Below are 23538 nucleotides of genomic sequence, written 5' to 3'. Positions count from 1 at the left end.
TTCATTCCATTTAAAATGGACACAAAGGTATTAAAATATTACTTTTTGTAAACTTGGTTTACATTTGGCACCAGCTATTTTATGCCGTTATTGATGCCAGATAACCATCTATCTTGTTGTATTACAGTGACTTTTAAATTATTACAATCTAATGAAATTTACACAATTCCTGGCAGTCGCATTCCTGTTATCTGCCACGGCCGGCAAAGCGCAAAACGCTCCTTCAAAGCCGCTTCATCGTCTTCCTGCGGCTAAGAACACCAGTATCGCTGCCCGCCCCAAACTCGTTGTAGGCCTGGTGGTAGACCAGATGCGGTGGGATTACCTGTACCGCTACGCCGGCAGGTATGGCGCCGGTGGTTTTAAGCGCTTGCTGCAGGAAGGCTTCTCCTGTGAAAATACGCTGATCAATTACACCCCCACCATCACGGCCTGTGGTCATACCTGTATCTATACAGGATCTGTACCGGCTATCCACGGTATTATCGGCAACACCTGGTACAGCCCGGAACTGGGTCGTACGATGTATTGTGCGGAAGATACCACGGTAACCACCGTCGGCAGCTCCTCCGCCGCCGGTAAAATGAGCCCCCGGAATATGCTGGTAACCACTATCGGCGACGAATTGAAGTTATCCAATAATTTCCAGAGTAAGGTGATAGGTGTTGCTATTAAAGACAGGGGTGCTATTCTTCCTGCCGGGCACAGTGCCAACGCAGCTTTCTGGTATGATGCCAGCACAGGTAACTGGGTAAGCAGCACCTATTACATGAATGAATTGCCTGCATGGGCGCAGGAATTCAACCAGCAGAAATTTCCGCAGCAATATCTCAGCAAACCGTGGACTACCCTGTATCCAGCATCTACCTACACCCTTAGTACAGCCGATGAGAAACCTTTCGAAGGAAAGTATAAAAATGCCGGTAACACCTCCTTCCCGCACAACCTGTCGGAGATCGCCAATACTGCTATTTCCGCATCGCCTTACGGTAATACCATGACCCTGGAATTTGCCAAAAAAGCAATGGAAGCATATGGCCTGGGAAAAGGCCCGGTAACGGATTTGCTGGCCGTCAGTCTTTCTTCTCCTGATTATGTAGGCCATCAGTTCGGCCCCAACTCAGTGGAAGCTGAAGATACCTACCTGCGCCTGGACCAGGATCTGGCCGCGTTCTTCACCTATCTCGATGCGAAAGTGGGCAAGGGGCAGTACCTGTTCTTTATCACAGCCGATCATGGCGTTGCCCATGTACCCGGTTTTATGGCGGAAAACAAACTGCCGGGCGGCACATGGGACGACAAAGCAGCAGTAGCTACCCTGAACGACCAGGTATCAGCCAAATTTGGGGTGAAAAATGCGGTGAAAGCCACCGATAACTACCAGCTCTGGCTGAACCACGACGCTATTGAGCAGGCAGGTAAAAGTGAAGCCGACATCCGCCAGTTTATGATCCGGGAGTTGCTTAAATCACCCGCGGTCGCCAAAGCCTTTTCTATAGATAATCTCATGGGCACCACCTTGCCGGAACCCATGCGCACGATGCTGTCCAATGGCTTTAACACCAAAAGGAGCGGTGATATACAGGTGGTATTAACGCCTGGTTATATCGATGGTACCAATGTGGGCACCACGCACGGGTTATGGTATCCTTATGATGCGCATATCCCGCTGGTGTGGATGGGCTGGGGTGTTCGCCCGGGTAAAACCAACCGTACTGTTGGTATGACGGATATTACGCCTACCCTGGCTGCCTTATTGCATATCCAGATGCCCAGCGGCAATGTAGGTCAGGTAATACAGGAGATTACCCATTAAATTTTTTTTGCTTAGATTGCCATAAACAAGGCCTTGTAATTCTTTGTTTATGGCATTTTCTTTTATCCAGTATACAGTGGCGGAGCGGGTAGCCACCATCGCGCTGAACCGGCCGGAGAAGCGCAATGCGCTCAACGGGCCTATGGTAGCTGAACTCCGGGCTGCATTCCGTGCGGCGGAAGCCGATGAAGCCGTGAAAGTAGTGGTGTTGAAGGGTAACGGCGAAGCTTTTTGCGCAGGCGCCGATCTCGAATACCTGCAACAACTGCAGCAAAATACCTATGATGAAAATCTCGCTGATTCCCGGGAACTGATGCAGTTATTCCGGGAGATCTATGATCTTGATAAGATAGTAATTGGCCAGGTAGAGGGACATGCGGTGGCCGGTGGTTGCGGGCTTGTAACCCTCTGCGACCTCAGTTACGCGGTACCGGAAGCGCTGATGGGATATACCGAGGTGAAAATCGGGTTTATTCCGGCCCTGGTAGCTGTTTTCCTGGTTCGTAAAATAGGAGAGGGCCGCTCCCGGGAGCTGTTATTAACCGGCAAACTGGTAACAGCGGAAAAAGCGGCCGCCGATGGGCTGATCACCGCAGTGGTTCCTGCTTCAGAAATCGCCCAAAAGGTAGCTAAAGTGGCTGCCAGCCTATGTAATGAAGCTTCTGCCAACTCCCTGAAAGTGACCAAAAAATTGATTGGCACAGTGTTGGACTTACTGGTAGCGGATGGGTTGGCGCACGCAGCCATACTCAATGCTGCCACCCGCGGTCATGATGATTGTAAACGCGGAATAGCTGCGTTTTTAAACAAAGAGAAGCTTAACTGGTAACGGTTCACTGAGGCCATTTTATTATTAATACACCACACTATGTCATACCGGTTGTTATTAACTTTTATCTTCCTGTGCTGCACCGGCTCATTGCTGGCGCAGCGTGTTATTTCTGATGCCAAAATCGTTTACAAAATGGAACTGCCACCTGAGCAGCTCCAAATGGATGCCATGCTCGAAGGCAGCACCTTTACCCAATATATGCGCGGACCACTGAGCAGGATTGATATGAATTTCAATATTGTTCACTACACCTACCTGATCAACAGTAAAACGGAAACAATGACCACGCTGATAGATCAGCATGGGAACAAATACCTGATACGCGCAGGGAAAGAGCAATACCAGAAGGACCTGAAACAATACGAAAGCATCCAGTTCCAGGACCAGTCTGAAACCAAGAAAATAGCAGGCTACGATTGCCGTAAAGCGATTGGTACCATGCCCGACGGCAAAACCTTCGAGGTGTATTATGCCCTCGACCTGGTGCCGGAGAACAAACAATACAACCGTCGTTTTGTGAACCTGAAAGGTATTCCGCTGGAGTTCGAGATTATCACCAAAACCGGCTCCAAAACCAGGGTAGTAGCCACAAAGATAGAATTATACCCGATCCCCGCCTCCTATTTTGATGTGCCCAAAACAGGCTACAAGGAAGTGAGCCAAAAGGAGCTGCAGAATATGTAAAGACGCGGATTTTGTCTTTCTCAGGATTAAACTTATTACACTGATTACGCTGATTTGATCACTTTTTGATTTTAAAAGATTCGGGGAGATATAAGCGGATATTTTCGCTTATATCTCCCCGAATCTTTTAAAATCAAAAATGTTCAAATCCCCTAAATCAATAAAATCAGCGTAATCCTGAGTTAGACAACCTCCGCTCCGGTGCAAAAAAAGAGCCGGTTAAAAAGCTGTAGAACTTTTTAACCGGCCCATATTGTAATTGAAGAAACGTTAAGTTTATTACCCTTTCTTAAGCGGCAGAATGATCTGCAGTTTCTGAAAGTTCATGTTTCCAGGAGGTTGTGACTGCACCTGGACATTGGTTGGAACTACATAAGTGACATTACCTTTCGTATAGGTCATTACCGCTTTAAGATTAATGACATTATTATAGTTATTGGTAGTAGTAAACTTAAAGTCTGAGTTGAAGGTACCCGAAAAGCGGTAGCCAGCATCAAGGCTCAGATTGGTTTTAGGCATAGCTGTATTCAGCACAAAATGTTGGCTGTCAGCTGTCTTTTTCACTTTGTCTTTATTATTATCGGTGGGCAAAAAGCCATTATTTGCCGCCGCATTGAGAGCAAAAAACGCTAATGCGCCCGCTAACAAGCAAGACAATGAAAAGGTGCGTGATATGTATGTTTTCGCTTTCATTGTAACACAAATGTACAAACTTTTTGATATATTATATAACATATTCTTAACGCAAGATACGAAGAAATCACAAAGAATTGTTAAAAATTTTTTAGCACATTGATTTCACCCCATATTTGGGCATAGATAAAAGTACTATATTTACAGTAATGAGTAAAGACTTTTCATTTTTAAACGAGGATTTTGATGATCTGAGAGACTTGTTGCAGCAGTTTGAAAACCTCAGGGCTGGTAAGTCTCATTCTTTTTTGGACGAAGATTCATTTGAGCAGATCATAGACTATTATGACGAGCATGACGAAATGCCGATCGCATTGCAGGCCGCAGAAATAGCCATCGAACAATTCCCCTATTCCTCCACTTTACTTCTCAAAAAGGCCAACTTACTGATAGAAACCAAAAAATATAAGGAAGCATTGGACTTGCTGGAGAAAGCAGAAGTGCTGGACCGTACTGATATCAATCTTTATATACTACAAACAGACGTTTACCTGGCGCTGAACCAGCACCAGAAGGCAGCTGCTGTGCTGGAAGAACAGATTGAACAGTTTTCAGGGGAAGACCGAACAGAATTATTGCTGGAACTGGCCGACGTATACGACGACTGGGAGGAGTTTGAGAAAGTGTTTGATTGCCTGAAACTGGCGCTGGAATATGATCCTACCAGTGAAGAAGCATTGCATAAAATCTGTTTCTGGACAGAATTTACCGGCCGCAATGAAGAGAGCATCCGCCTGCATAGCGCCATTATCGACGAACATCCCTATAACCAGCTGGCCTGGTTTAACCTGGGCACAGCATTCCAGGGACTTAAATTATACGAAAAAGCGATAGACGCATACCAATATGCGGTGGCCATAGATGAGAAATTCGATTATGCCTACCGTAACATGGGCGATGCCTATATCCGGATGCGCAAGTATGCCGAAGCCATAGAAGTGCTCCAGAAACACCTGGAAATCGCCAAGCCGGAGGATGTCATCTATGAAGCTATCGGTCATTGTTACGAAAGACAACGGAAGTTTACCCAGGCACGTTACTACTACCGTAAAGCTTCGCATCTGAGTCCCAGCGATGATAAGCTGTACTACAAGATTGCGGTGGCCTATATGATGGAAGCCAACTGGGAAAATGCCGTTAAATCGTTAATGAGCGCACTGAAAATAAATAAAACCAACGCAGAGTACAATATGAGCCTGGGTGAATGCTACCTGGAGCTCGGAAAGAACAAGGATGCACTGGTACATTTTATGAATGCCGTACGTACCAGGCCCAAAAGCGCCGTTACCTGGCAGGAACTGTTAAAGGGACTGTATGTATCCGGATTCCTTGATGAAGCCCTTGTACAATTAGCCATAGCAGAGGAAAAGGCGGGCCGTAAACCTATCTTTATCTATTACCGGGCCGCTATCCTGATAGCCATGGGTAAAACAAAAGAAGGGTTACTGCACCTGGAAACAGCCCTGCAACAGGCTCCAAAGATTGTTAAAAAGCTCGTAGAGCTCGACCCTGCTGTGTTACAGCATGTGAGTGTGGTAGATCTGATCGCCCAATATCGCCGCAAACGTTAACCAGTGTTATTTACTTTAATAAAATAAAGTATACTTCTTATTTTTGCGCCGGCTTTTAATTGTCATGGACAAAAGTCAATAGTATTTCCGGTTACTAAAATTGCATCTACGCTATCCCGAAGTGCCTGGCGAAAATTAGCATGTGTTTTACTGACCAATAAGAAGATAAAAATATTTCAAATGAATTTTAATCTGACACAAATCCCGGAAAGGACAAAGAAGCCCCGCACACATGGACTCACTATGGTAATGGACAAAGGGCTGAGTTTGGAAGAAGCACGAAATTTTTTATCCGCAGCAGGTCCTCACATTGATATCCTGAAACTGGGTTTTGGCACTGCTTACGTTACGCCCAACCTGCGCGCAAAAATTGAACTTTACCAGTCGGCAAACATTCCCGTATACTTTGGCGGAACCCTGTTCGAAGCCTTTGTAATCCGCAACCAGTTTGAAGAATACATCAACGTGGTAAAAGATTACGGTATCAGCTACATGGAAGTTTCCGACGGCTCTATCACTATCCCGCATGCTGAAAAATGCGGTTATATTGAAAAACTGGCAAAAATAGGGCTGGTACTGAGCGAAGTAGGCTCCAAAGATGCTGAACACATTATCCCTCCCTATAAGTGGATTGAACTGATGAGCGCTGAGCTCTCCGCCGGCGCCACTTATGTGATTGCTGAAGCCCGCGAAAGCGGTAACGTAGGCATCTACCGCGGTAGCGGCGAAGTACGCGAAGGCCTGGTACAGGAAATCCTGACACAGATCCCCGCCGAAAAAATTATCTGGGAAGCGCCACAAAAAGCCCAACAGCTTTACTTCCTGGAACTGGTAGGCTGCAATGCCAACCTGGGCAACCTGGCTCCTAATGAAGTGATCTCCCTGGAAGCCATGCGCATCGGCCTCAGAGGAGATACCTTTAACCTGTTCCTCGACAGAGAATAGTTTTTTAAATAATTACAGATTATGAATTACGAATGACGGATTTGTGGATAACATCAACACAAATCCCTGATTTGTAATTCATAATTGGTAATGATCAATTACCTGGTACATGAAAATTTACGGACTTATTGGCTATCCGCTCAGTCACTCCTTCTCCAAAGGTTTCTTTAAAGAAAAATTTGAAAAGGAAAATATATCAGGATGTGTATATGATAACTTCCCGATTCCAGGCATCTCTGAATTTACCTCCCTGCTGGAGCAGCATCCGCAACTGCATGGCCTCAACGTTACCATCCCCTATAAGGAAGTGGTAATCCCCTTCCTGGATAATCTCAGCGATGCCGCCGCGAAAATCGGCGCTGTAAACTGTATCGACTTCAGGGAGGGAAAAAAAACGGGCTACAACACGGATGTAATCGGGTTTACCAAATCGCTGCAACCCCTGCTGCAGGCCCATCATAAGCACGCACTGGTACTGGGCACCGGCGGCGCCGCCAAAGCTATTATGTATGCGCTGGAACAGCTGGGCATTACCTATACCGTAGTAAGCCGGCAACCGGTGAACGGAGCCGTATCTTACGAGTCACTGAACCAACAGGTAATGGAACAACACACCATAATTGTGAATACAACACCCCTGGGCATGTATCCGAAAACAGATACTTACCCCGAAATCCCTTACCAGTACCTCACTTCCAGGCACCTGCTGTACGACCTGGTGTATAACCCGGCAGAAACATCCTTCCTGCAACGGGGCGCCGCACAGGGCGCCACCATCAAAAACGGCCACGAAATGCTGATCCTCCAGGCAGAAGCCTCGTGGGAAATCTGGAACGCGTAGGTTGTCTTACTCAGGATTACGCTGATTTTACTGATTTTTTCTTTTGGATTTTCTTTAGATTTTTAGATTTAATAATAATTAAGGGAGATGAGAGCGAATATCCGCTTCTATCTCCCTTAATCCTTTATAAAATCAAAAAAGTAAAAATCCAGTTAATCAGTAAAATCAGCGTAATCCTGAGTAAGACAACCTACGCTGGCTTTATCATGTAATACACGCACGTAGTAACGAAGTTCCGGAAGAAAGGAATCGCAGCAATGGGCTTCCACTGCACCCGCGCGCTTACGCCGAATTTATATTTATAGATAGGATTGATCAGGTAAAACCGGCGTTGCGTAATTTTATACTGCTGACGCTTTACAATACGTTCAAAACGTTCAATGGAAATGCCGGTAGATTTTACATCCATCAGGTCGATCACTACATCATCTCCTTCGCCAAATAGCCGCAATACACCTTTGTAGAGCGGCCTGGGAAGCAAATGAATATAAGGTACCATGCTGAGGAATTTGTTCTTGCAGATCTGCTGATGTCCTCCATGAGGCATATACCACGGCGGAAAACCAAAATATACCTGCCCGCGGGGACTCAGCAACTGTTTCAGATGACCGATGATTTTTTCCTGGTCAGGAATGTGTTCAATGGCATCTTTCAAAATAATTACATCAAAAGAATTCCGGAATTCTCCGAGGAAATCCAGGTCATAGATATTTTTGGCAATCAGTTTTAATTGTCCGTTGTCCAGGTATTGCTGCAAAAAAGTTTTGGCCAGTTCTATCCGGTCCGGTGCAAGATCCACGCCTACGCAGTTACACCCTTTTTCCAGCAAAGGAGTAAGCACACCGCCTTCCCCACATCCCACCTCCATTACACGCAGGCCTTCCAGTTGCGGAAACTCCTGCTGTATGAATGGCAGCACATAGTCGCGCGAATTGTCCACCTGTTGCTTGTGCCGTAGCGTTGCGTCTAAATGATGTTCTAATGCCATGTATTTAAAATTGCGTGAATTTAGTAAAAAGCCCTTAGCTTTTAGCTTTTCAGGATCTTAAATAAATCCTATAATTAGCGGCCGCATGCTGACAGCTAGCTGCTAATAGCTATCTTTGCGGGCATGCAAACGAACGAAAAAACAAATTACCAGGAAGGAGCCGTGATATTGATCAATAAGCCTTTAACATGGACCTCCTTCGATGTAGTGCGTAAGATAAGAAATCTCACCAAAGCTAAAATAGGTCACGCCGGCACGCTGGATCCTTTAGCTACCGGACTGCTGATCTGCTGTACGGGGAAAATGACCAAGAAAATCAATGAATACCAGGCGCAGGAGAAAGAATACACCGGCACTTTTACTTTAGGCGCTACCACACCTACATTCGATAAGGAGTCTGAGCCGGAGAATTTTAAAGATATCAGCCACCTTGATGAAGCGGCCATCATGGCTGCCACCCAACCGTTCATCGGTGAAATTATGCAGCTGCCGCCTATCCATTCTGCCATCAAGCAAAATGGAAAACCTATTTACCTGCTGGCCAGGAAAGGAGTAGATGTAAAAGTAGAACCGCGGAAATTAACCATTGCCGCATTTGAGATCACTAAAATAGATTTACCGGAAGTACATTTCAGAGTAGTATGCAGTACGGGTACGTATATACGCTCCCTGGCAAATGACTATGGCGCACAATTAGGTTGCGGCGCCTACCTGAGTAGTCTTTGCAGAACCCGCATCGGTAATTTCAGCTTGTCGGAAGCTACTGACATGGAAGATTTCATTGCTGCCAACGCCGTTCCTAAAACGGATAACCAATAGCAATATTCCAGATAATATTTTCACGGCGCCAGCGGCTGTCTTTCAGATCCCACTCACTCACATACCAGCCGTTTTTATTACCGGTGAAGTAAGGAACCTTCAGCGGTATGCCCCAATCCAGGCGGACGAGGAAGAAAGAGAAATCCAGTCGCAGGCCCGCGCCCGTACCCATCGCCAGGTCATGATACAGCTGGTTGAAGCGGAATTCGGAGCCGGGCCGGGTGGAGTCCTTGCGGATCATCCAGATATTACCCATGTCCAGGAAGGTGGCGCCTTTCAGGTTTACGCTACCGCCAAACATCCTCAACAGGTCGAAGCGGTATTCGAGGTTTCCCTCCAGCTTCATGTCGCCGGTTTGATCGGGGAATGCCTGCGCGGTAGCAGAGGAATCTTTAAAAGAGCCGGGACCCAGTGTGCGTAAGCGCCATGCGCGGATACTGTTGGGACCACCGGAAGTAAACTGCCTGATATATGGCAATACCTGTGAGTAACTGTACGGAATACCTACGCCGGCATAAACCCTGCTGGCCAGCCCGCTGTGGAGCCCCAGTTTCCAGAAGTGACGGTAATCTGCTTCTATCTTTACAAAATTTGAAATATTTACGTTGGTCAGCGTTTCCAGGTTGGTTTTTTTGCCGCTGATGCCGTTCATGAGGCTGTTGATGCCACTGAGCCAGAGTCCTGATTCTTCCACGTTCACCCGGAAGTAGCTGTAGTGCTGCTGATGCAGCAGGTCCTGGTTGCTGAAAATAAACGAAACGCTTTCCCCGCCAATTAACGCCGGCTCAAAGCTGCGTTTCAGATACGGATTGGTATTTACCACGCTGTCGCGGAAAGTCGGGTCCAGGCTCACGCCTACATAGTTGAGGGTAATGGGCCGCATGATCCACCGTTTGTAAAGGCTTTCATTCCAATCGTACCCATAGGAGGCGTTGATGCTGGTTACATCAAACTTCTCCACGCGGGAGAGGTAGTTGGCGCCAAGCGTTAATCTTGTTTTTACATTGGAGCGGCTGCTTTGTTTGATGTTAAATGGCAGCGCAAAACGTGGCCAGGTAAGACTCACCTCACCTCCAAACTGTTTCGACTGCAGCTCCCATCCCGACTCCTGGCGTACCAGTTCAATACCGGTACTGAGCGCCATACCCAGTTGCGTAGCCGTTTTATTCAGGTTAATGTGCCGGTAGTTCAGGGTTACGCCCGATCCCAGCGTATAGTCAGAACTGTTACTTAATTCAAAGGTCAAACCCAGTTCCTGCCTGCGCCTGGGGGTAAGAAACACATAGGCATCCAGTGTATTTACGGAGTCTTTCGGTTCTTTGTATTGCAGCGTTACAAACTGCCATACGCCGATATCGTATAATTTATTGACGGTATTATTATACCGCTGCATGGAATAGGTTTCTCCTGGCCGCAATAAAATAGACCTGGAGAGAATCTTTGGTTTCAGTAGTTCCTGGTGGGAGCGGATGGTAATATACTTGCGCTCGTCCTGTTTCAGGGTACTGTCGTTTGGATTGGCATTCAATGAAAAGTCAGGATAGGCGTATATTTTGCCGATATGATATTGTTGCCAGTTAGCGGTGCTGTCTTCCGGGTTTTTAATCCGGATTTCCACATCCATCGTCAGTTTATCCCTGCCTTTATTTTCATTGAAGATGTTTACAAACCCTTCAAAAGGGTTGAGGGTATTCCGGAACAGGGCCTTGTTGAGCGTATCCACACTGAATTCTATGGCGTCGCGGTTAAATTTGTAGTACCCGGCATCTTTGATGAGGCGGGTGAGCCTTTCCCTTTCGCTGCCCAGGGTAGCTGATTTAAAAGCAACGCCTTTCTGCACCAGTGATAATTTTTCATTGGCTTTTACGATCCGCAGGATGGCGGAATCCGGTACCGCATAGGTAATTTTATCAATTACGAAGTTTCGTCCTGTATTTACCTGGTAGGTAACACTGGTTTTACGCCGGGAAGTTTCCTCCTCATAATTTACCGTTACATAAAAGAATCCCTGGTTGTGGAGGTAGCTGGTCATGCGCGCCACTGATTCTTTGGTTTTGGTAGAATCATAGATTACCGGTTCTTCCAGGTTCCTTTTGGCGAGTACCAGGTTCCAGAACCAGTTCGACTTTTTCTCGTTGTACTTCTGATTATAGAGCCATACTTTGATACGGCTGTTGAGCAGTTTTTTATTGGGTTGCTGCGTCATCAGCGATTTGGAAGAGAGGGAGCTGCGCAGATCCTGTTTTTCAGAATTGAGGATTTCGCCCTTCACATCTACTTTGGCGCTGGTATACAGTGTTTGATCTTTCTGGAGATATTTGGTATTGGAGCAGGCCGCCAACGTAAGTATTACAGCCAGTAGCAGCAATTGTTTCAGCAATAAAATTTTTGAATTGGGAAGCAGCTGCATCACGGGCGAAAACGTTGTTAAAAATTTTAAAAGCCAATACTGACGAACGGGTAACCATGCCTCTTCTTGGCTGATTAAAAGAAATCGTGTAGGTTTGGCCCCATGTTGTCAAAGGCGCAAATTAAATATATTCAATCATTACAGCACAAAAAAAACAGGCAAAAATCCAGCCAGTATGTGGCAGAGGGTGATAAGATTGTGCAGGAGCTGCTACAGGCGGGCATGCCAGTGAAAGGAGTATATGCAACAGCCGATTGGCTGGAGCAGCATCGCTCCCTGGTAGATCGTATGCCGGCAGGCACTGTAACTGAAGTGGATGCTGCTGTGCTCAAACAACTGTCGTCGCTCACCACCCCCAACCGGGCAATGGCTTTGCTGGATATGCCCGTCCCCGCAAACCCGCTGCCTGCAGCCGGAACGGTGGCACTGGCGCTGGAAGCGATCCAGGACCCCGGCAATATGGGAACGCTTATTCGTATAGCCGACTGGTTTGGAATTCCGCAGATCATTTGCTCACCGGATTGCGTAGACGTATATAATCCTAAAACCATACAAGCCACTATGGGTAGTATGATACGGGTTCGTATAGCCGAATACGATATCCGCGAACTACTGCAGCAAACAAAGCTGCCCTCTTTTGCGGCTACCCTTCACGGAAAAAATATCGCGACCTTTCCCGCTATCAAAGAAGGTATTATCCTGATCGGTAATGAAGGAAGGGGATTAACGGAAGATGTAACCGCCCTGGCTACCCACCGGATCACCATCCCCCGGATCGGTGGCGCCGAATCATTGAATGCCGCAGTAGCTGCAGGTATTATCTGCGGCCGCCTGCTTATTTAACTGCTCATGAACCCCCGGATACTGCTCATCATATTATTGCTTTCCTGTAATCACGCTGCGAAACGGAACGTAACCCCCGCATTCTATTACTGGAAGCAAACATGGACGGGCAACACCGCCGAACTGAAGTATATGCACGACCTGCCCGCAGGGCGACTGTATATAAAACTGTTTGATGTAGCTGTTGACGAGGTAACCAAAGCGCCCGCACCGGTAGCCATATTCCGGCAGAAAGCCCCTTTCCCCGCAGGCGTGGAAATAGTGCCGGTAGTATTCCTGATGAATGAAATATGGGCAAACCCGGGCCCTCAGCTGGCCGCCAACGTATCCCGGCTGATAGAGCAGCTGTGCGACTCGCTACCCGCTGCCAGTATAAAAGAGATCCAGCTGGATTGCGACTGGACCCAAACCACCAGCGAAGCCTACTTCTCTTTTATAAAACAAATCCGCCAAACCCCTTTTTTCCGGCACCGCCGGGTATCCGCTACCATCCGGATGTACCAGGTGAAGTATAAAGTACGTACCGGCACACCGCCGGTAGACAGAGGGTTGCTGATGTGTTATAACATGGGCGACCTGCGTAAGCCGGGATCGCATAATTCCATCCTCGACATACCTGCCATGGAATCCTACCTGGGTGAGCAACGGGTTGCAGCGTATCCCTTACCTTTGGATATCGCTTTGCCTTTATTCAGCTGGAGCGTTTTATTCCGGAACGGAACGGAGTATACCGGTATTTTAAGAAACATTGGTACGGCGGAATTGCAGGATACCACTATCTTTACAGCCGGTGATAAACAACTGTATACCATCAGAAAGGATACTACATTAAATGGATATCCCTTAAAAGAAGGAAGTGTGATCCGGCGTGAAACCATTGACCAGCAGGCATTGGAAACGGCTGCACAGTTAGTGGCAAAACAGTTGCAGACACCCGATCCGGTTATTATATTTTATCATCTTGATTCAACAACCCTGAAAAAATATCCATTGGATGAACTACAGAAAATTTGTCGTTTTTTTAATTAGCTTTTGTGCCGTTTTCTTTGGCAATGTGGTGTATACCTTATCCTGCGGACCAACCCCTGATCCTTACGACTACTACGTTTCTTTTTTTAGTCCGTATGCAAAGGGCGCAGGCTACGAGCCATTTTATTACACCGCGCTCACCAATTTTTTTGGCGATCCAACACCTTCGGAGGAAACAGCCAATGTGGCCGACTGGCAAAACTATACAGGCAATAAAGTAACGGAGAAGGATATACGTGAATGCATTTATACCTACCCGAAAGAGCAGCTGGCTGCTATTGCAGAAGGCAATGCGGCGTTACCGGACAGTGTGAAGAAGAACACCTTTGCCCAGTTCCTGGGAAAGGAAAAGAACAGGGAAGCAGCGCGCTACCTGTTGTTTGCAAAATCGTGCGAGCCTGCCGTAATCAACGCCGATCCGTGGTCAGTGCCGGAGCGCAATAACCCGTTACTGTCTACATTATATACAGAGGGGCAAGGCCTGCGGGATAAAGTAAAAGATAAAGATATCCGCGACCGTTATAGCTTCCAGCTGGTACGGCTGCAGCATTACAGCAAACAATACCGGGAAGCAGTTACTTCTTTCGACCAGCTGTTCGATGGAAAGGAAGGCTCATCATTGGTGTATTACAAGGCACTGGCGTTGAAATCCGGCGCCTTACTGCGTTTGAAAGACTCCGTGCAGAGCGCTTATTTGTTTTCCCGCGTGTTTGAGAAGGCGCCCTCCCTGCGGCTTTCCTGTTTTGTCAGCTTAATGTGGGCCAACACCACGCCTGAACAAGTATATTCCTTGTGTAAGGATGACCATGAAAAAGCAATGGTGGCGGCTATCTATGGCTTTACCAACCCGGCGCCCGATGTAACCGCCATCCGGCAGGTGTATGCATCAGACCCTGCTTCTCCTGCGCTGAATATATTGCTGGGAAGGGAAATCAATAAGCTGGAAGACGCATACTTCAGCCCGGTGCTGATGGACGGACAAAATACCGGCATCGTGAGTATACAGGACTATTCCCCTGCGGAAAAGAGTAAGCTGCTTGTCAAATTAAGGGAGCTACAAACCGTAGTGGATAGCCTGGTTCAACAGGGCAAATTAAAAGATGTGGACTTATGGCGGGTTTCATCTGCCTACCTTTCCTATATCCGAAAAAATTACCCGGCAGCAGCCCAACAACTGGCAGCTATAAAAACAAAAGACCGGGAAGTAAAAGACCAATGGGAAATTGTGAACTTGCTGGTAAACATCAATCAACAGAAAACGATCGACAGTGCCTTTGAATCGAAACTGCTGGCGTCTTTTAAATGGCTGGACACGAAAACTGCCGGCAATAAAAATTACTCGAATTACTGGGGAAGAGAGGAAAACAAAAGTTTCGCCTTTGGTAAAACCTACCGTAACCTGTTGTTTGCGATACTGGCGCCACGTTATCATCAGCAGGGCGACTTTGTGAAGGAGTCGCTGATCAGGGGCCGTTGTGATTCGCTGAAAATGAACGATTATTTTGTTTCCGGTCAAACGTCGCTGGATCAGATCAACAACGATTTGAACCCCGCAACGCTGATGCGTCTGAAAGATTTCCTGCATCAACCGGTTAAAACGCCGTATGAATCTTACCTCGCAGGGTTTCTGCCCGAAGGTATTAACCTGGATCAGGCAATAGGTGTGAGCTATATGCGCTTACACGATTTCAGCAATGCGCGGGAGTGGTTTAAGAAAGCAGGACCAGGTGCGCTGGCTGTTTCTTACCAGGTATTCCATGATCAGTTGCAGGACTTCGGGGTAGACAGTGCTGAAGCGCCCTATACAAAAGCCATTACACAACTACAGTTTTGCGAACGTATGGTACAGTTGCAGGAAAAGATGAAAACAGCACCAGTACCTGCAAAAGTATACTACGATTATGCGACGGCGTTATTCAGTATTTCCTATTATGGCAGAACCTGGAACTTTGTAAAAGACTACCGCCCGTCTACACGGTGGTACGCTCCCGAATGTGATAAAGATCCTTTTGAAAAGCAGTATTTTGGATGCTATGCGGCAGAGAGTTATTACCTCAAAGCGGCGCAGGCCAGTACAGATAAGGAGTTCAGGGCAAAGTGCGCGTTTATGGCTGCCCGTTGTTCACAGAAACATACTGCCAATAACGGCAACGGCGATCAGTATATAACTGCGTTGGTACATAACCGTTACTTCCCTTTGCTGGCGGGTAATTACGGGCAAACGAAGTTTTACCAACAGGCATATGACCAGTGCAGTTACCTGCGTGACTATGTGAAAAGCACCCGGAAGAAATAGTTATTTAAACTGGATGGCCTTTACGGGCGTAATGCGCCGGATAATCCTGGCAGGGATTTGCAGTATCAATGTGCAGATAAGGAATGTGCCTACGTTGATGAGCAGAATGTCTACCCAGTGAAGGGATACCGCTGCTACCGACATGTAATAGGATTCTTCCGGCAGCTTGAAGATGCCGGTAGCCTGCTGGAGGAAAGCAATGCCCAGCCCGAAAAAGTCGCCGATCAGTATGCCCAGTATAACGATATAGGCCGCCTGATATACAAATACTTTCTGGATATCCCAGTTACGCATACCGAGTGCTTTGGCAATACCTATCATATTGGTACGTTCCAGGATGAGGATGAGAATAGCCGTGATCATGTTAATGATGGCTACGATGGTCATAATAACGATAATGATCAGTTCATTCTGGTTTTGCAGCTGGAGCCAGTCGAAAATATTCGGGTAAATATCCCGGATGGTGCGGGTAAACAATTGGTCCGGCAATACGTTGTTATCCATATACCGCGCCACAGAATCCATGTTGCGGTAGTTATTGATGGATACCTCGAAACCGCCCACCTGGTCGGGGTCCCAGTCGTTGAGCTTGCGTACCAGGTTAAGGTCGCCGATCACATAAGTTTTATCATATTCCTCGATACCGGTTTTGAATATGCCCGTTACCGTTAGTTTGCGGGCCCGTGGCGGTAATCCGCCTCCCTGTATAAAATAGATGATGGCTTTATCATTTACTTTCAGCTGCAGTTCTTTGGCCATGTATTCGGAGATCATAATTTCCGGTGCATAGGAGCTGTCGTTGAACTGCAGCAGTTTGCCGGCCTGGAGGAAACGTTTCAGTTGCGGCCAGTCGTATCCCTGATCTATTCCTTTGAAGATGATGCCGTCTATTTCCTTTTCGGATTTGATGATGGCAGATTTGGTAGCGTAATTGCTGATGGTTTTAATACCCGGTGCTGTTTTAATGCTATCTATCAGGCTTTTGCGGCTGTGGAAGGGGATTTCTTCCGTGAGGGGACCGGCGTTGGGTTGGTATTCATTGATATGAATATGTCCCCAGAAGCTGAAGATCTTCTCCTGGATCACCTGCTGAAAACCGTTTACCAGCGCTGTTGCCAGGATCATTACCGCTACGCTTATCGCGGTAGCGGCTACTGCGATATTGATAATGAATTTTGAGAAAGAAGATCCCTTATTGAAAGCAATCCGTCTGGCAATAAAAAATGATAAACGCATGGAACAAATATAGGGAAAAGCTGAAAGTGCAAAGCAAAAAGGGATGCCAACGGTAATTGGGCGGGATAAATATTCTATCTTCGCCAGGATCATTTGCTACCTGGCTTTTGGCGTTCGGCTTTCCGCTTTTAATCGTAACTTGAATACTATCAATTACCTCGTATGCGTACAGCAGCATTAATTTTTACAATAGCCCTTGTTTCCTGTTTGTTTAACGGCAGCACGTCGGCGCAAGTGAATGCTATTACCCCGGACCATGTATACTACAATAACATCAAATCCGTGAAGTTTAACCAGAGCGGCGATCCGTTAAGCTTACCCATGTATACAATTGGTACAGGGGAGAAGCTGGAACTGTCGTTTGACGACCTGGATAATGATGTGAAAAACTACTATTATTCATTTGTGCTTTGCAATGCCGACTGGACACCCGCACAGGTAAACCAGTTTGATTATATGCGGGGATTTTCGGAAACCAGGATACTGAATTACAAGTTATCCAGTGTGTCGCTGCAGCGTTATACCCATTATAGTATTCAGCTACCGGGTACCAACAGTTACCCGGTGAAATCAGGTAATTACCTGCTGAAGGTATACCTGGACAGCGATACCTCACAGCTGGCATTTACCCGCCGGATGTTTGTGGTGGAAAATAAAGCAGGGATAGCGGGATTTATCCAGCAACCCATTGCCCCTAAACTATTCCGTACGCACCAGAAGATCAATTTTGAAGTAAATACCGGTTCCCTGAATATCCAGAATCCTTTTGACCAGATCAAAGTGGTGGTGTTACAGAACTACCGCTGGGACAATGCGCTTACCACGTTGAAGCCGCAGTTCATTAATGGGAACATCCTGAAATACAATGCAGAACAGGACTGTATCATGCCGGCAGGTAAGGAATTCCGCTGGATTGACCTGCGCAGCTTCCGGTTGCAGACCGAAAGGGTGCAGCGTTCCGAGTATCATAACAACAGTACAGATGTATTTGCGGTAATGGACCAGGAAAGGGCGGATAAGCCGTATCAGTTTATTAAAGATATCAACGGAAAATATTACCTGGCTACGCTGGATGACTATGATCCTAATTTTGAAGGGGATTATGCTTCCGTACATTTTTCATTTGGGGCGCCGGAGCCTTATGCGGGATATGAGATGTATATCTTTGGCGAGTTTACCAACTATGAGCTAAACAACGCGAATAAGCTTACGTATAATGGGGCCAGTCGCGCTTATGAAGGCACTATTTTCCTCAAGCAGGGATACTATAATTACATTTATGGGATGGTAGATAAAACCAATCCCAATGGAAAGTTCAGCACTGATATGACAGAGGGTGATCATTGGGAAACGGAAAACAACTATACCATTTTGTTGTATTACCGGGCGCTGGGTGGGCGGTCTGACGAGCTGGTATCGTCAATTACATTGAATTCTATTCTTAACCGTAAGTAAGGAATAAATAAAAAGCAACAGGGAGATGAAATCATTCATCTCCCTGTTGCTTTTTATTTATGCGCCGATGCTTTGGCGTAGTTTAACAATATTGGCGGCGCCGCGTTTGATGATGATGCGGGTGCCTCTTTCGTAGGTGAAGTACCGGTAAAACCAGTTGATGAATACCACCAGTTTATTCCTGAATCCCAGCAGGCTGAGAAGGTGTACGATCATCCATGCGATCCATGCGAGGTAGCCGCTCATGCGCATACCGGCAAATTCGGCTACGGCCCTGTTGCGGCCAATGGTAGCCATGCTGCCGAGATCTTTATAATTAAATCCTTTCATGGGTTTGTTTTCCAGTGAAAGCATGAGATTGTGTGCCAGGTTTTTGCCTTGTTGGATAGCCACCTGCGCCACCATCGGGTAGCCTTTGGGGAAGCGGGGATCGTTGGTCATCTGGGCAATATCGCCGATGGCGTATATGTTGGTGAATCCTTTGAGCTGGTTCAGTTCATTTACGATGATGCGGCCGTTTGGCAGGATAATATCCGCCGGGATACCTTTTACCGGGACGCCTTTTACGCCGGCACTCCAGAGGAGTGATTGCGTTTGAATCAGTTCCCCGGTGCTGAGGGTAACGGTTTTGCCGTCGTATTCTTTTACGCCTGTATTGGTTAGTACACGGACTCCAATTTCCTGCAGGGCTTCCAGTGTTTTCTGTGATGTTTTTTCACTGAAGGAGGCCAGCAGTTTCGGTCCTGCTTCAATGAGGTAAACATTCATCAGCGACTGGGGCAGGGTGGGATAGTCTTTCGGCATAATGTATTTGCGGAGTTCTGCAAAGGCGCCGGCCAGTTCCACGCCGGTAGGGCCACCGCCCACCATCACGAAATTGAGCTTTGGTTTTATTTCTTCCGGGTTTTGCAGCAACAGGCTTTCTTCAAATTGTTTCACCACATAGTTCCTGATCTGCACAGCTTCTATGAGTGATTTCATGCCGATGGCATTGTCCTCAATATCTTTATTTCCGAAGAAGTTGGTATTGCTGCCGGTGGCAAAAACGAGGTAGTCGTAATGTATTTCCCCGATACCGGTTTCCAGTATATTTTCTTCAGAGCGGATACCTGTTACTTCCGCCATGCGGAATACGAGGTTACGTTGTTTCCGGAAGATTCCCCGCAACGGGAAGGCGATGCTATCTGGTTCCAGGCCAGCGGTAGATACCTGGTAAAGCAGCGGTTGAAACAGGTGATAGTTGTTCCGGTCGAGCAGTACTACCTGTACGGGTGCATGTTTAAGTTGTTTGGCAAGATTTACGCCGCCGAATCCACCACCTACTATAACGATTCGCGGTTGTTTTGTTTCCGGGATGTTGGGCTGAATCATAATTCGTCATTTTATATTGCCGCAGTTGCGATGATATGTTAATAAGATTCTCAAAGTTACGAAACTTTCAGAAAAAAATGAAAACTATGGGACGGAGGTTGGAGCGGAGGTTGTCGCGGAGGTTGTCTTGGACGCTGATTACGCTGATTTTGCTGATTGACTTTTTTGAGATTTTGGAAGATGGAAGCGAAGGTTGTCTTGGGCGCTGATTACACTGATTTTATTGATTGGATTTTATGATTATGGACTTTTGAAAGATGGAAAAGCATTACTGGATTTTTATTTTTCTATCAGTATTTTGTCCATAGATTGGTTTGTTTTTTGCTCTTTTAAGAGATTTTCGGAAAATTCAGGGAAATTAAAAGGTTTTGCTTTCACTAAATAATTATGGAAGATGGGCGGTATTTGACGGCAGTGATTGATTTGGCTGCCGGTCATTGAATTTGAATGATACGTTGGCACGTTATTTCAGCTATATGGCACTTCAGCGTCTAAACGCCATGTGCTTTTTCGCTCGTAATGCCGCACCATAAAAGATCTTAGCTTCAAGTCCACATCACCTCCACATCACCTCCGGGTTATCAGCATAGATTAAGCATGTATCAAGCATCCATTAAGTATGTGCTAAGCCTATGCAAAGTATAAATGAAGCATTCCACGGTCAATATTAATACTATCTTATTCAACCTTTCTTCAACCACCCATCCTCTCCCAATTTCATTCAATCTTTAAAATTTACTCCATCAATTTCCCTGAAAATTCCAAAATTCTTTCAAAATCACAAAAATCCAATCAATAAAATCAGCGTAATCAGTGCTCAAGACAACCTCCGCTCTCATCTCCGCTAAAATCCCAAAAGCCAATCAGCAAAATCAGCGTAATCAGTGTCCAAGACAACCTCCGCGATAATCTCCGCTAAAATCCCAAAAGCCAATCAGCAAAATCAGCGTAATCAGTGCCCAAGACAACCTCCGCGATAATCTCCGCTCCGCATTAATGAAGCCAGTATTGGTACAGGAACGCAGCCGCTGCCGCGCCCGCCAGTGGACCGAGAACAGGAATCCAGGCATAGCTCCAGTCGCTGTCCCGCTTGCCGGGAATGGGGAGGAGGAAGTGCATGAGTCGTGGTCCGAGGTCACGTGCAGGGTTGATGGCATAACCGGTGGGGCCACCGAGCGAGAGGCCAATGGCCAGCACTACGAAGGCTACGGGCAGGGCATCGAGTGAGCCGATGCCAGCGGTAGGGCCGGTGATATAGGAGATAGCCAGGATGAATACCATGGTGGCGATGAATTCTGTGAGGAAGTTATATTTCGGGTTACGGATGGCAGGAATAGTGCAGAACACGCCTAATTTGGTGTCGGCGTCGGGTGTTTCGTCGAAGTGTTTTTTGTACGTGAGCCATACCAATAGGGCTCCCAGCATTGCGCCGGCCAGTTGGGCAGCTACGTAGGCGGGAACTTCCTCCCAGGCGAGCTTTCCCTGCAGCGCCTGTGCAAAGGTAACGGCGGGGTTGAGGTGGGCGCCGCTGTATTTGGCGGTGGCATATACACCGATGAATACGGCCATTCCCCATCCCAGGGTGATAACGATCCAACCGCCCTGGTTGCCTTTGGACTTGTTGAGGATCACGCTGGCTACTACGCCATCGCCGAGTACAATGAGGAATGCGGTGCCGATTAGTTCTGCTAAATAAGGTGACATAAATTAATATGAGTATTGATAAACGTGGATAAATTTATTCTTCGGTCCATGCCTGGGCCGCCCTGATGGCGCGTTTCCATTCTTTACGCAGCCGTTCATTTTCTGCGGGTTCCATCGCCGCGTCGAAGGTGGCATCTATTTCCCATTGCTGCGCAATGGTTTCAATGCTGTCCCAGTAGCCGACGGCAAGCCCCGCGAGATAAGCCGCTCCGAGTGCGGTTGTTTCGGTGATGGTGGGGCGTACTACTCTGATATTAAGCAGGTCCGCCTGGAATTGCATGAGCATGTTGTTTTTTGTAGCGCCGCCGTCTACCCGTAGTTCGGTGATGGGCATACCGGCGTCTGCTTCCATGGCTTTCATGACATCCATGGTTTGAAAGGCGATGCTATCGAGGGCTGCGCGGGCAATATGCGCGGCGGTGGAGCCGCGGGTCAATCCTACCATCGTACCGCGTGCATGCTGGTTCCAGTAGGGTGCGCCGAGGCCTGCAAAGGCTGGCACGAAATATACGCCATCGCTGTGAGGCACGGTGGCGGCGAGCTTTTCCACATCCGCGGAGTGGCGGATGATGCCGAGACCATCGCGGAGCCATTGTACTACGGCGCCGCCGATGAAAATACTGCCTTCCAGTGCGTAGGTGGTTTTGCCATTTATTTTCCAGGCAACGGTGGTGAGCAGGTTATTTTTGGAAGGAATGGGTTTATCGCCGGTATTCAATACCATAAAACAACCGGTGCCATAGGTGTTTTTGAGCATACCGGGTTGCGTGCACATCTGCCCGAAGAGGGCTGCCTGCTGATCGCCGGCAATACCGGCAATGGGGATGCGGTAGGGTGTAAGATTGGCTTCCGAGTAGCCATATACTTCGCTCGACTGCTTTACTTCCGGCAGCATAGAGGCGGGAATATCGAAGAGGGCGAGTAGTTCGTTGTCCCAATGCATGTCGTTGATATTGAACAACAATGTCCGGGAGGCATTACTCACATCTGTGATGTGGAGTTTGCCGTTGGAGAAGTTCCATACGAGCCAGCTGTCGACGGTTCCAAAAGCCAGTTCGCCGTTTTCTGCTTTTCTGCGTGCATCGGGAACGTTGTCCAGGATCCATTTTAATTTGGTGCCGGAGAAATAGGCGTCGATGCGGAGGCCGGTTTTATCTTTGATGAGTTGTTCCTTTCCTTCTTTGATGAGGGAATCGCAGTAGGCGGCGGTGCGCCTGTCTTGCCACACAATAGCGTTGTGTATGGGTTTACCGGTGCGTTTGTCCCACACGATGGTGGTTTCACGTTGGTTGGTGATGCCGATGGCGGCGATGTTTTCACCGGTTACTCTTAATTTCAGTATAGCTTCTGCCGCCACGCTGGCTTGTGAAGTCCAGATTTCCATGGCGTCGTGTTCTACCCAGCCGGGTTGTGGGAATATCTGTTTAAATTCTTTCTGGGCAACTGCTTTGATGCTGCCATCGTGGTCAAAAATAATGGCGCGGGAGCTGGTGGTGCCCTGATCCAGCGAAAGAATGTATTTTCCCATTAGCTATTCATTTTGTGTGTTACCGGGTTTACGTGGATATTATCACTGAATTTAGATAAATTCTCTAACAAAACGCGATTGCCTGATGCGGAGGTTGTCTTTCTCAGGATTAAACTTATTACACTGATTACGCTGATTTGATCACTTTTGATTTTGAAAGATTCGGGGAGATAAAAGCGAAAACGCGGATTTTGTCTTACCCACTGATTACGCGGATTTGACCACTTTTTGATTTTAAAAGATTCTGGGAGATATAAGCGAAAATATCTGCTTATATCTCCCAGAATCTTTTAAAAAATATAATCAGTAAAGGGTAAGACAAAATCCGCGTTTTCGCTTTTATCTCCCCGAATCTTTCAAAATCAAAAGTGATCAAATCAGCGTAATCAGTGTAATAAGTTTAATCCTGAGAAAGACAACCTCCGCATGCGCAAAAAAATCCCCGGCGCAATTACTGCACCGGGGATATACCATCTA

The 23538-nt window shown here is 47.1% G+C and carries 18 protein-coding genes; 11 read left to right on the top strand and 7 right to left on the bottom strand.

What is annotated here, in order from left to right; all coding sequences use genetic code 11:
• Window positions 1-151 precede the first annotated feature (151 nt).
• Genes pafA through QFZ51_RS30250 form a run of 3 tightly spaced genes read left to right on the top strand, consistent with a single transcriptional unit; the run spans window position 152 to window position 3332 of the window.
• Complete coding sequence (gene pafA, locus QFZ51_RS30260) at window positions 152-1816, top strand: alkaline phosphatase PafA (protein ID WP_429051205.1); 1665 nt, start codon at window positions 152-154, stop codon at window positions 1814-1816.
• Between the two features lie 49 nt (window positions 1817-1865).
• A complete protein-coding gene (locus QFZ51_RS30255; RefSeq protein ID WP_429051203.1) occupies window positions 1866-2645 on the top strand; it encodes an enoyl-CoA hydratase/isomerase family protein in 780 nt (259 codons plus the stop codon).
• A gap of 39 nt (window positions 2646-2684) precedes the next feature.
• A complete protein-coding gene (locus tag QFZ51_RS30250; RefSeq protein WP_370912441.1) occupies window positions 2685-3332 on the top strand; it encodes a hypothetical protein in 648 nt (215 codons plus the stop codon).
• Between the two features lie 279 nt (window positions 3333-3611).
• Here the strand turns inward: QFZ51_RS30250 and QFZ51_RS30245 are convergent, their stop codons facing one another.
• Window positions 3612-4025, bottom strand: a complete 414-nt coding sequence (locus QFZ51_RS30245; protein WP_429051201.1) for a hypothetical protein — start codon at window positions 4023-4025, stop codon at window positions 3612-3614.
• Window positions 4026-4174: 149 nt separating this feature from the next.
• Here QFZ51_RS30245 and QFZ51_RS30240 point away from each other — a divergent pair, with 149 nt between their 5' ends.
• The 3 genes from QFZ51_RS30240 (at window position 4175) to QFZ51_RS30230 (ending at window position 7382) form a co-directional block, all read left to right on the top strand.
• Window positions 4175-5596 carry a tetratricopeptide repeat protein gene (locus QFZ51_RS30240; protein WP_370913562.1) on the top strand — a complete coding sequence of 474 codons (1422 nt, stop codon included), beginning with the start codon at window positions 4175-4177 and terminating at the stop codon, window positions 5594-5596.
• A 180-nt stretch (window positions 5597-5776) separates the two neighbouring features.
• A complete protein-coding gene (locus QFZ51_RS30235) occupies window positions 5777-6541 on the top strand; it encodes a phosphosulfolactate synthase (protein ID WP_370913561.1) in 765 nt (254 codons plus the stop codon).
• 109 nt (window positions 6542-6650) lie between these two features.
• Window positions 6651-7382, top strand: coding sequence for a shikimate dehydrogenase family protein (locus QFZ51_RS30230; protein WP_429051199.1), 732 nt, complete (start codon window positions 6651-6653; stop codon window positions 7380-7382).
• 190 nt (window positions 7383-7572) lie between these two features.
• Here the strand turns inward: QFZ51_RS30230 and QFZ51_RS30225 are convergent, their stop codons facing one another.
• Window positions 7573-8370, bottom strand: coding sequence for a class I SAM-dependent methyltransferase (locus QFZ51_RS30225; protein WP_429051198.1), 798 nt, complete (start codon window positions 8368-8370; stop codon window positions 7573-7575).
• A 123-nt stretch (window positions 8371-8493) separates the two neighbouring features.
• Between QFZ51_RS30225 and truB the strand changes: the two genes are divergently transcribed.
• Window positions 8494-9189, top strand: coding sequence for a tRNA pseudouridine(55) synthase TruB (gene truB, locus QFZ51_RS30220; RefSeq protein ID WP_429051196.1), 696 nt, complete (start codon window positions 8494-8496; stop codon window positions 9187-9189).
• Here the strand turns inward: truB and QFZ51_RS30215 are convergent.
• Window positions 9170-11599 carry a BamA/TamA family outer membrane protein gene (locus QFZ51_RS30215; protein ID WP_429051612.1) on the bottom strand — a complete coding sequence of 810 codons (2430 nt, stop codon included), beginning with the start codon at window positions 11597-11599 and terminating at the stop codon, window positions 9170-9172. The genes truB and QFZ51_RS30215 overlap by 20 nt on opposite strands.
• Window positions 11600-11701: 102 nt before the next feature.
• On the opposite strand from QFZ51_RS30215, the gene QFZ51_RS30210 reads away from it, so the two are divergent.
• Genes QFZ51_RS30210 through QFZ51_RS30200 form a run of 3 tightly spaced genes read left to right on the top strand, consistent with a single transcriptional unit; the run spans window position 11702 to window position 15767 of the window.
• Window positions 11702-12442 (top strand): TrmH family RNA methyltransferase, encoded by a 741-nt coding sequence (locus tag QFZ51_RS30210; protein WP_429051194.1) that lies wholly within the window; start codon window positions 11702-11704, stop codon window positions 12440-12442.
• 6 nt (window positions 12443-12448) lie between these two features.
• Window positions 12449-13471 carry a hypothetical protein gene (locus tag QFZ51_RS30205; protein WP_429051192.1) on the top strand — a complete coding sequence of 341 codons (1023 nt, stop codon included), beginning with the start codon at window positions 12449-12451 and terminating at the stop codon, window positions 13469-13471.
• Complete coding sequence (locus tag QFZ51_RS30200; protein ID WP_429051190.1) at window positions 13437-15767, top strand: hypothetical protein; 2331 nt, start codon at window positions 13437-13439, stop codon at window positions 15765-15767. The genes QFZ51_RS30205 and QFZ51_RS30200 overlap by 35 nt, the downstream gene beginning before the upstream one ends.
• Here the strand turns inward: QFZ51_RS30200 and QFZ51_RS30195 are convergent, their stop codons facing one another.
• Window positions 15768-17003: an ABC transporter permease gene (locus QFZ51_RS30195; protein WP_429051188.1), complete on the bottom strand. Its 1236-nt coding sequence runs from the start codon at window positions 17001-17003 to the stop codon at window positions 15768-15770.
• Window positions 17004-17165: 162 nt separating this feature from the next.
• Here QFZ51_RS30195 and QFZ51_RS30190 point away from each other — a divergent pair, with 162 nt between their 5' ends.
• Window positions 17166-18458 (top strand): DUF5103 domain-containing protein, encoded by a 1293-nt coding sequence (locus QFZ51_RS30190; RefSeq protein WP_429051187.1) that lies wholly within the window; start codon window positions 17166-17168, stop codon window positions 18456-18458.
• Between the two features lie 57 nt (window positions 18459-18515).
• Here QFZ51_RS30190 and QFZ51_RS30185 read toward each other — a convergent pair whose 3' ends face one another.
• From QFZ51_RS30185 to glpK, 3 genes are all read right to left on the bottom strand, one after another.
• On the bottom strand, window positions 18516-19829 hold the full coding sequence (locus tag QFZ51_RS30185; RefSeq protein WP_429051186.1) for an NAD(P)/FAD-dependent oxidoreductase: 1314 nt from the start codon (window positions 19827-19829) through the stop codon (window positions 18516-18518).
• Between the two features lie 993 nt (window positions 19830-20822).
• Window positions 20823-21533: an MIP/aquaporin family protein gene (locus QFZ51_RS30180; protein ID WP_429051185.1), complete on the bottom strand. Its 711-nt coding sequence runs from the start codon at window positions 21531-21533 to the stop codon at window positions 20823-20825.
• Window positions 21534-21567: 34 nt separating this feature from the next.
• Entirely contained in the window at window positions 21568-23061 is a 1494-nt protein-coding gene (glpK, locus tag QFZ51_RS30175) for a glycerol kinase GlpK (RefSeq protein WP_429051183.1), read from the bottom strand.
• Window positions 23062-23538 lie beyond the last annotated feature (477 nt).

Source organism: Chitinophaga sp. W3I9 (assembly GCF_050434025.1).
GTDB lineage: Bacteria > Bacteroidota > Bacteroidia > Chitinophagales > Chitinophagaceae > Chitinophaga.
Note: the sequence above shows the minus strand (reverse complement) of the source record. Positions and strands in the feature narration are given on the sequence as shown.

What these genes read in the sequence shown, in the direction of transcription:
- pafA (WP_429051205.1), top strand. Translation starts at nt 152, where the DNA reads ATGAAATTTACACAATTCCTGGCAGTCGCATTCCTGTTATCTGCCACG.
- QFZ51_RS30255 (WP_429051203.1), top strand. Translation starts at nt 1,866, where the DNA reads ATGGCATTTTCTTTTATCCAGTATACAGTGGCGGAGCGGGTAGCCACC.
- QFZ51_RS30250 (WP_370912441.1), top strand. Translation starts at nt 2,685, where the DNA reads ATGTCATACCGGTTGTTATTAACTTTTATCTTCCTGTGCTGCACCGGC.
- QFZ51_RS30245 (WP_429051201.1), bottom strand. Translation starts at nt 4,025, where the DNA reads ATGAAAGCGAAAACATACATATCACGCACCTTTTCATTGTCTTGCTTG.
- QFZ51_RS30240 (WP_370913562.1), top strand. Translation starts at nt 4,175, where the DNA reads ATGAGTAAAGACTTTTCATTTTTAAACGAGGATTTTGATGATCTGAGA.
- QFZ51_RS30235 (WP_370913561.1), top strand. Translation starts at nt 5,777, where the DNA reads ATGAATTTTAATCTGACACAAATCCCGGAAAGGACAAAGAAGCCCCGC.
- QFZ51_RS30230 (WP_429051199.1), top strand. Translation starts at nt 6,651, where the DNA reads ATGAAAATTTACGGACTTATTGGCTATCCGCTCAGTCACTCCTTCTCC.
- QFZ51_RS30225 (WP_429051198.1), bottom strand. Translation starts at nt 8,370, where the DNA reads ATGGCATTAGAACATCATTTAGACGCAACGCTACGGCACAAGCAACAG.
- truB (WP_429051196.1), top strand. Translation starts at nt 8,494, where the DNA reads ATGCAAACGAACGAAAAAACAAATTACCAGGAAGGAGCCGTGATATTG.
- QFZ51_RS30215 (WP_429051612.1), bottom strand. Translation starts at nt 11,599, where the DNA reads ATGCAGCTGCTTCCCAATTCAAAAATTTTATTGCTGAAACAATTGCTG.
- QFZ51_RS30210 (WP_429051194.1), top strand. Translation starts at nt 11,702, where the DNA reads ATGTTGTCAAAGGCGCAAATTAAATATATTCAATCATTACAGCACAAA.
- QFZ51_RS30205 (WP_429051192.1), top strand. Translation starts at nt 12,449, where the DNA reads ATGAACCCCCGGATACTGCTCATCATATTATTGCTTTCCTGTAATCAC.
- QFZ51_RS30200 (WP_429051190.1), top strand. Translation starts at nt 13,437, where the DNA reads ATGAACTACAGAAAATTTGTCGTTTTTTTAATTAGCTTTTGTGCCGTT.
- QFZ51_RS30195 (WP_429051188.1), bottom strand. Translation starts at nt 17,003, where the DNA reads ATGCGTTTATCATTTTTTATTGCCAGACGGATTGCTTTCAATAAGGGA.
- QFZ51_RS30190 (WP_429051187.1), top strand. Translation starts at nt 17,166, where the DNA reads ATGCGTACAGCAGCATTAATTTTTACAATAGCCCTTGTTTCCTGTTTG.
- QFZ51_RS30185 (WP_429051186.1), bottom strand. Translation starts at nt 19,829, where the DNA reads ATGATTCAGCCCAACATCCCGGAAACAAAACAACCGCGAATCGTTATA.
- QFZ51_RS30180 (WP_429051185.1), bottom strand. Translation starts at nt 21,533, where the DNA reads ATGTCACCTTATTTAGCAGAACTAATCGGCACCGCATTCCTCATTGTA.
- glpK (WP_429051183.1), bottom strand. Translation starts at nt 23,061, where the DNA reads ATGGGAAAATACATTCTTTCGCTGGATCAGGGCACCACCAGCTCCCGC.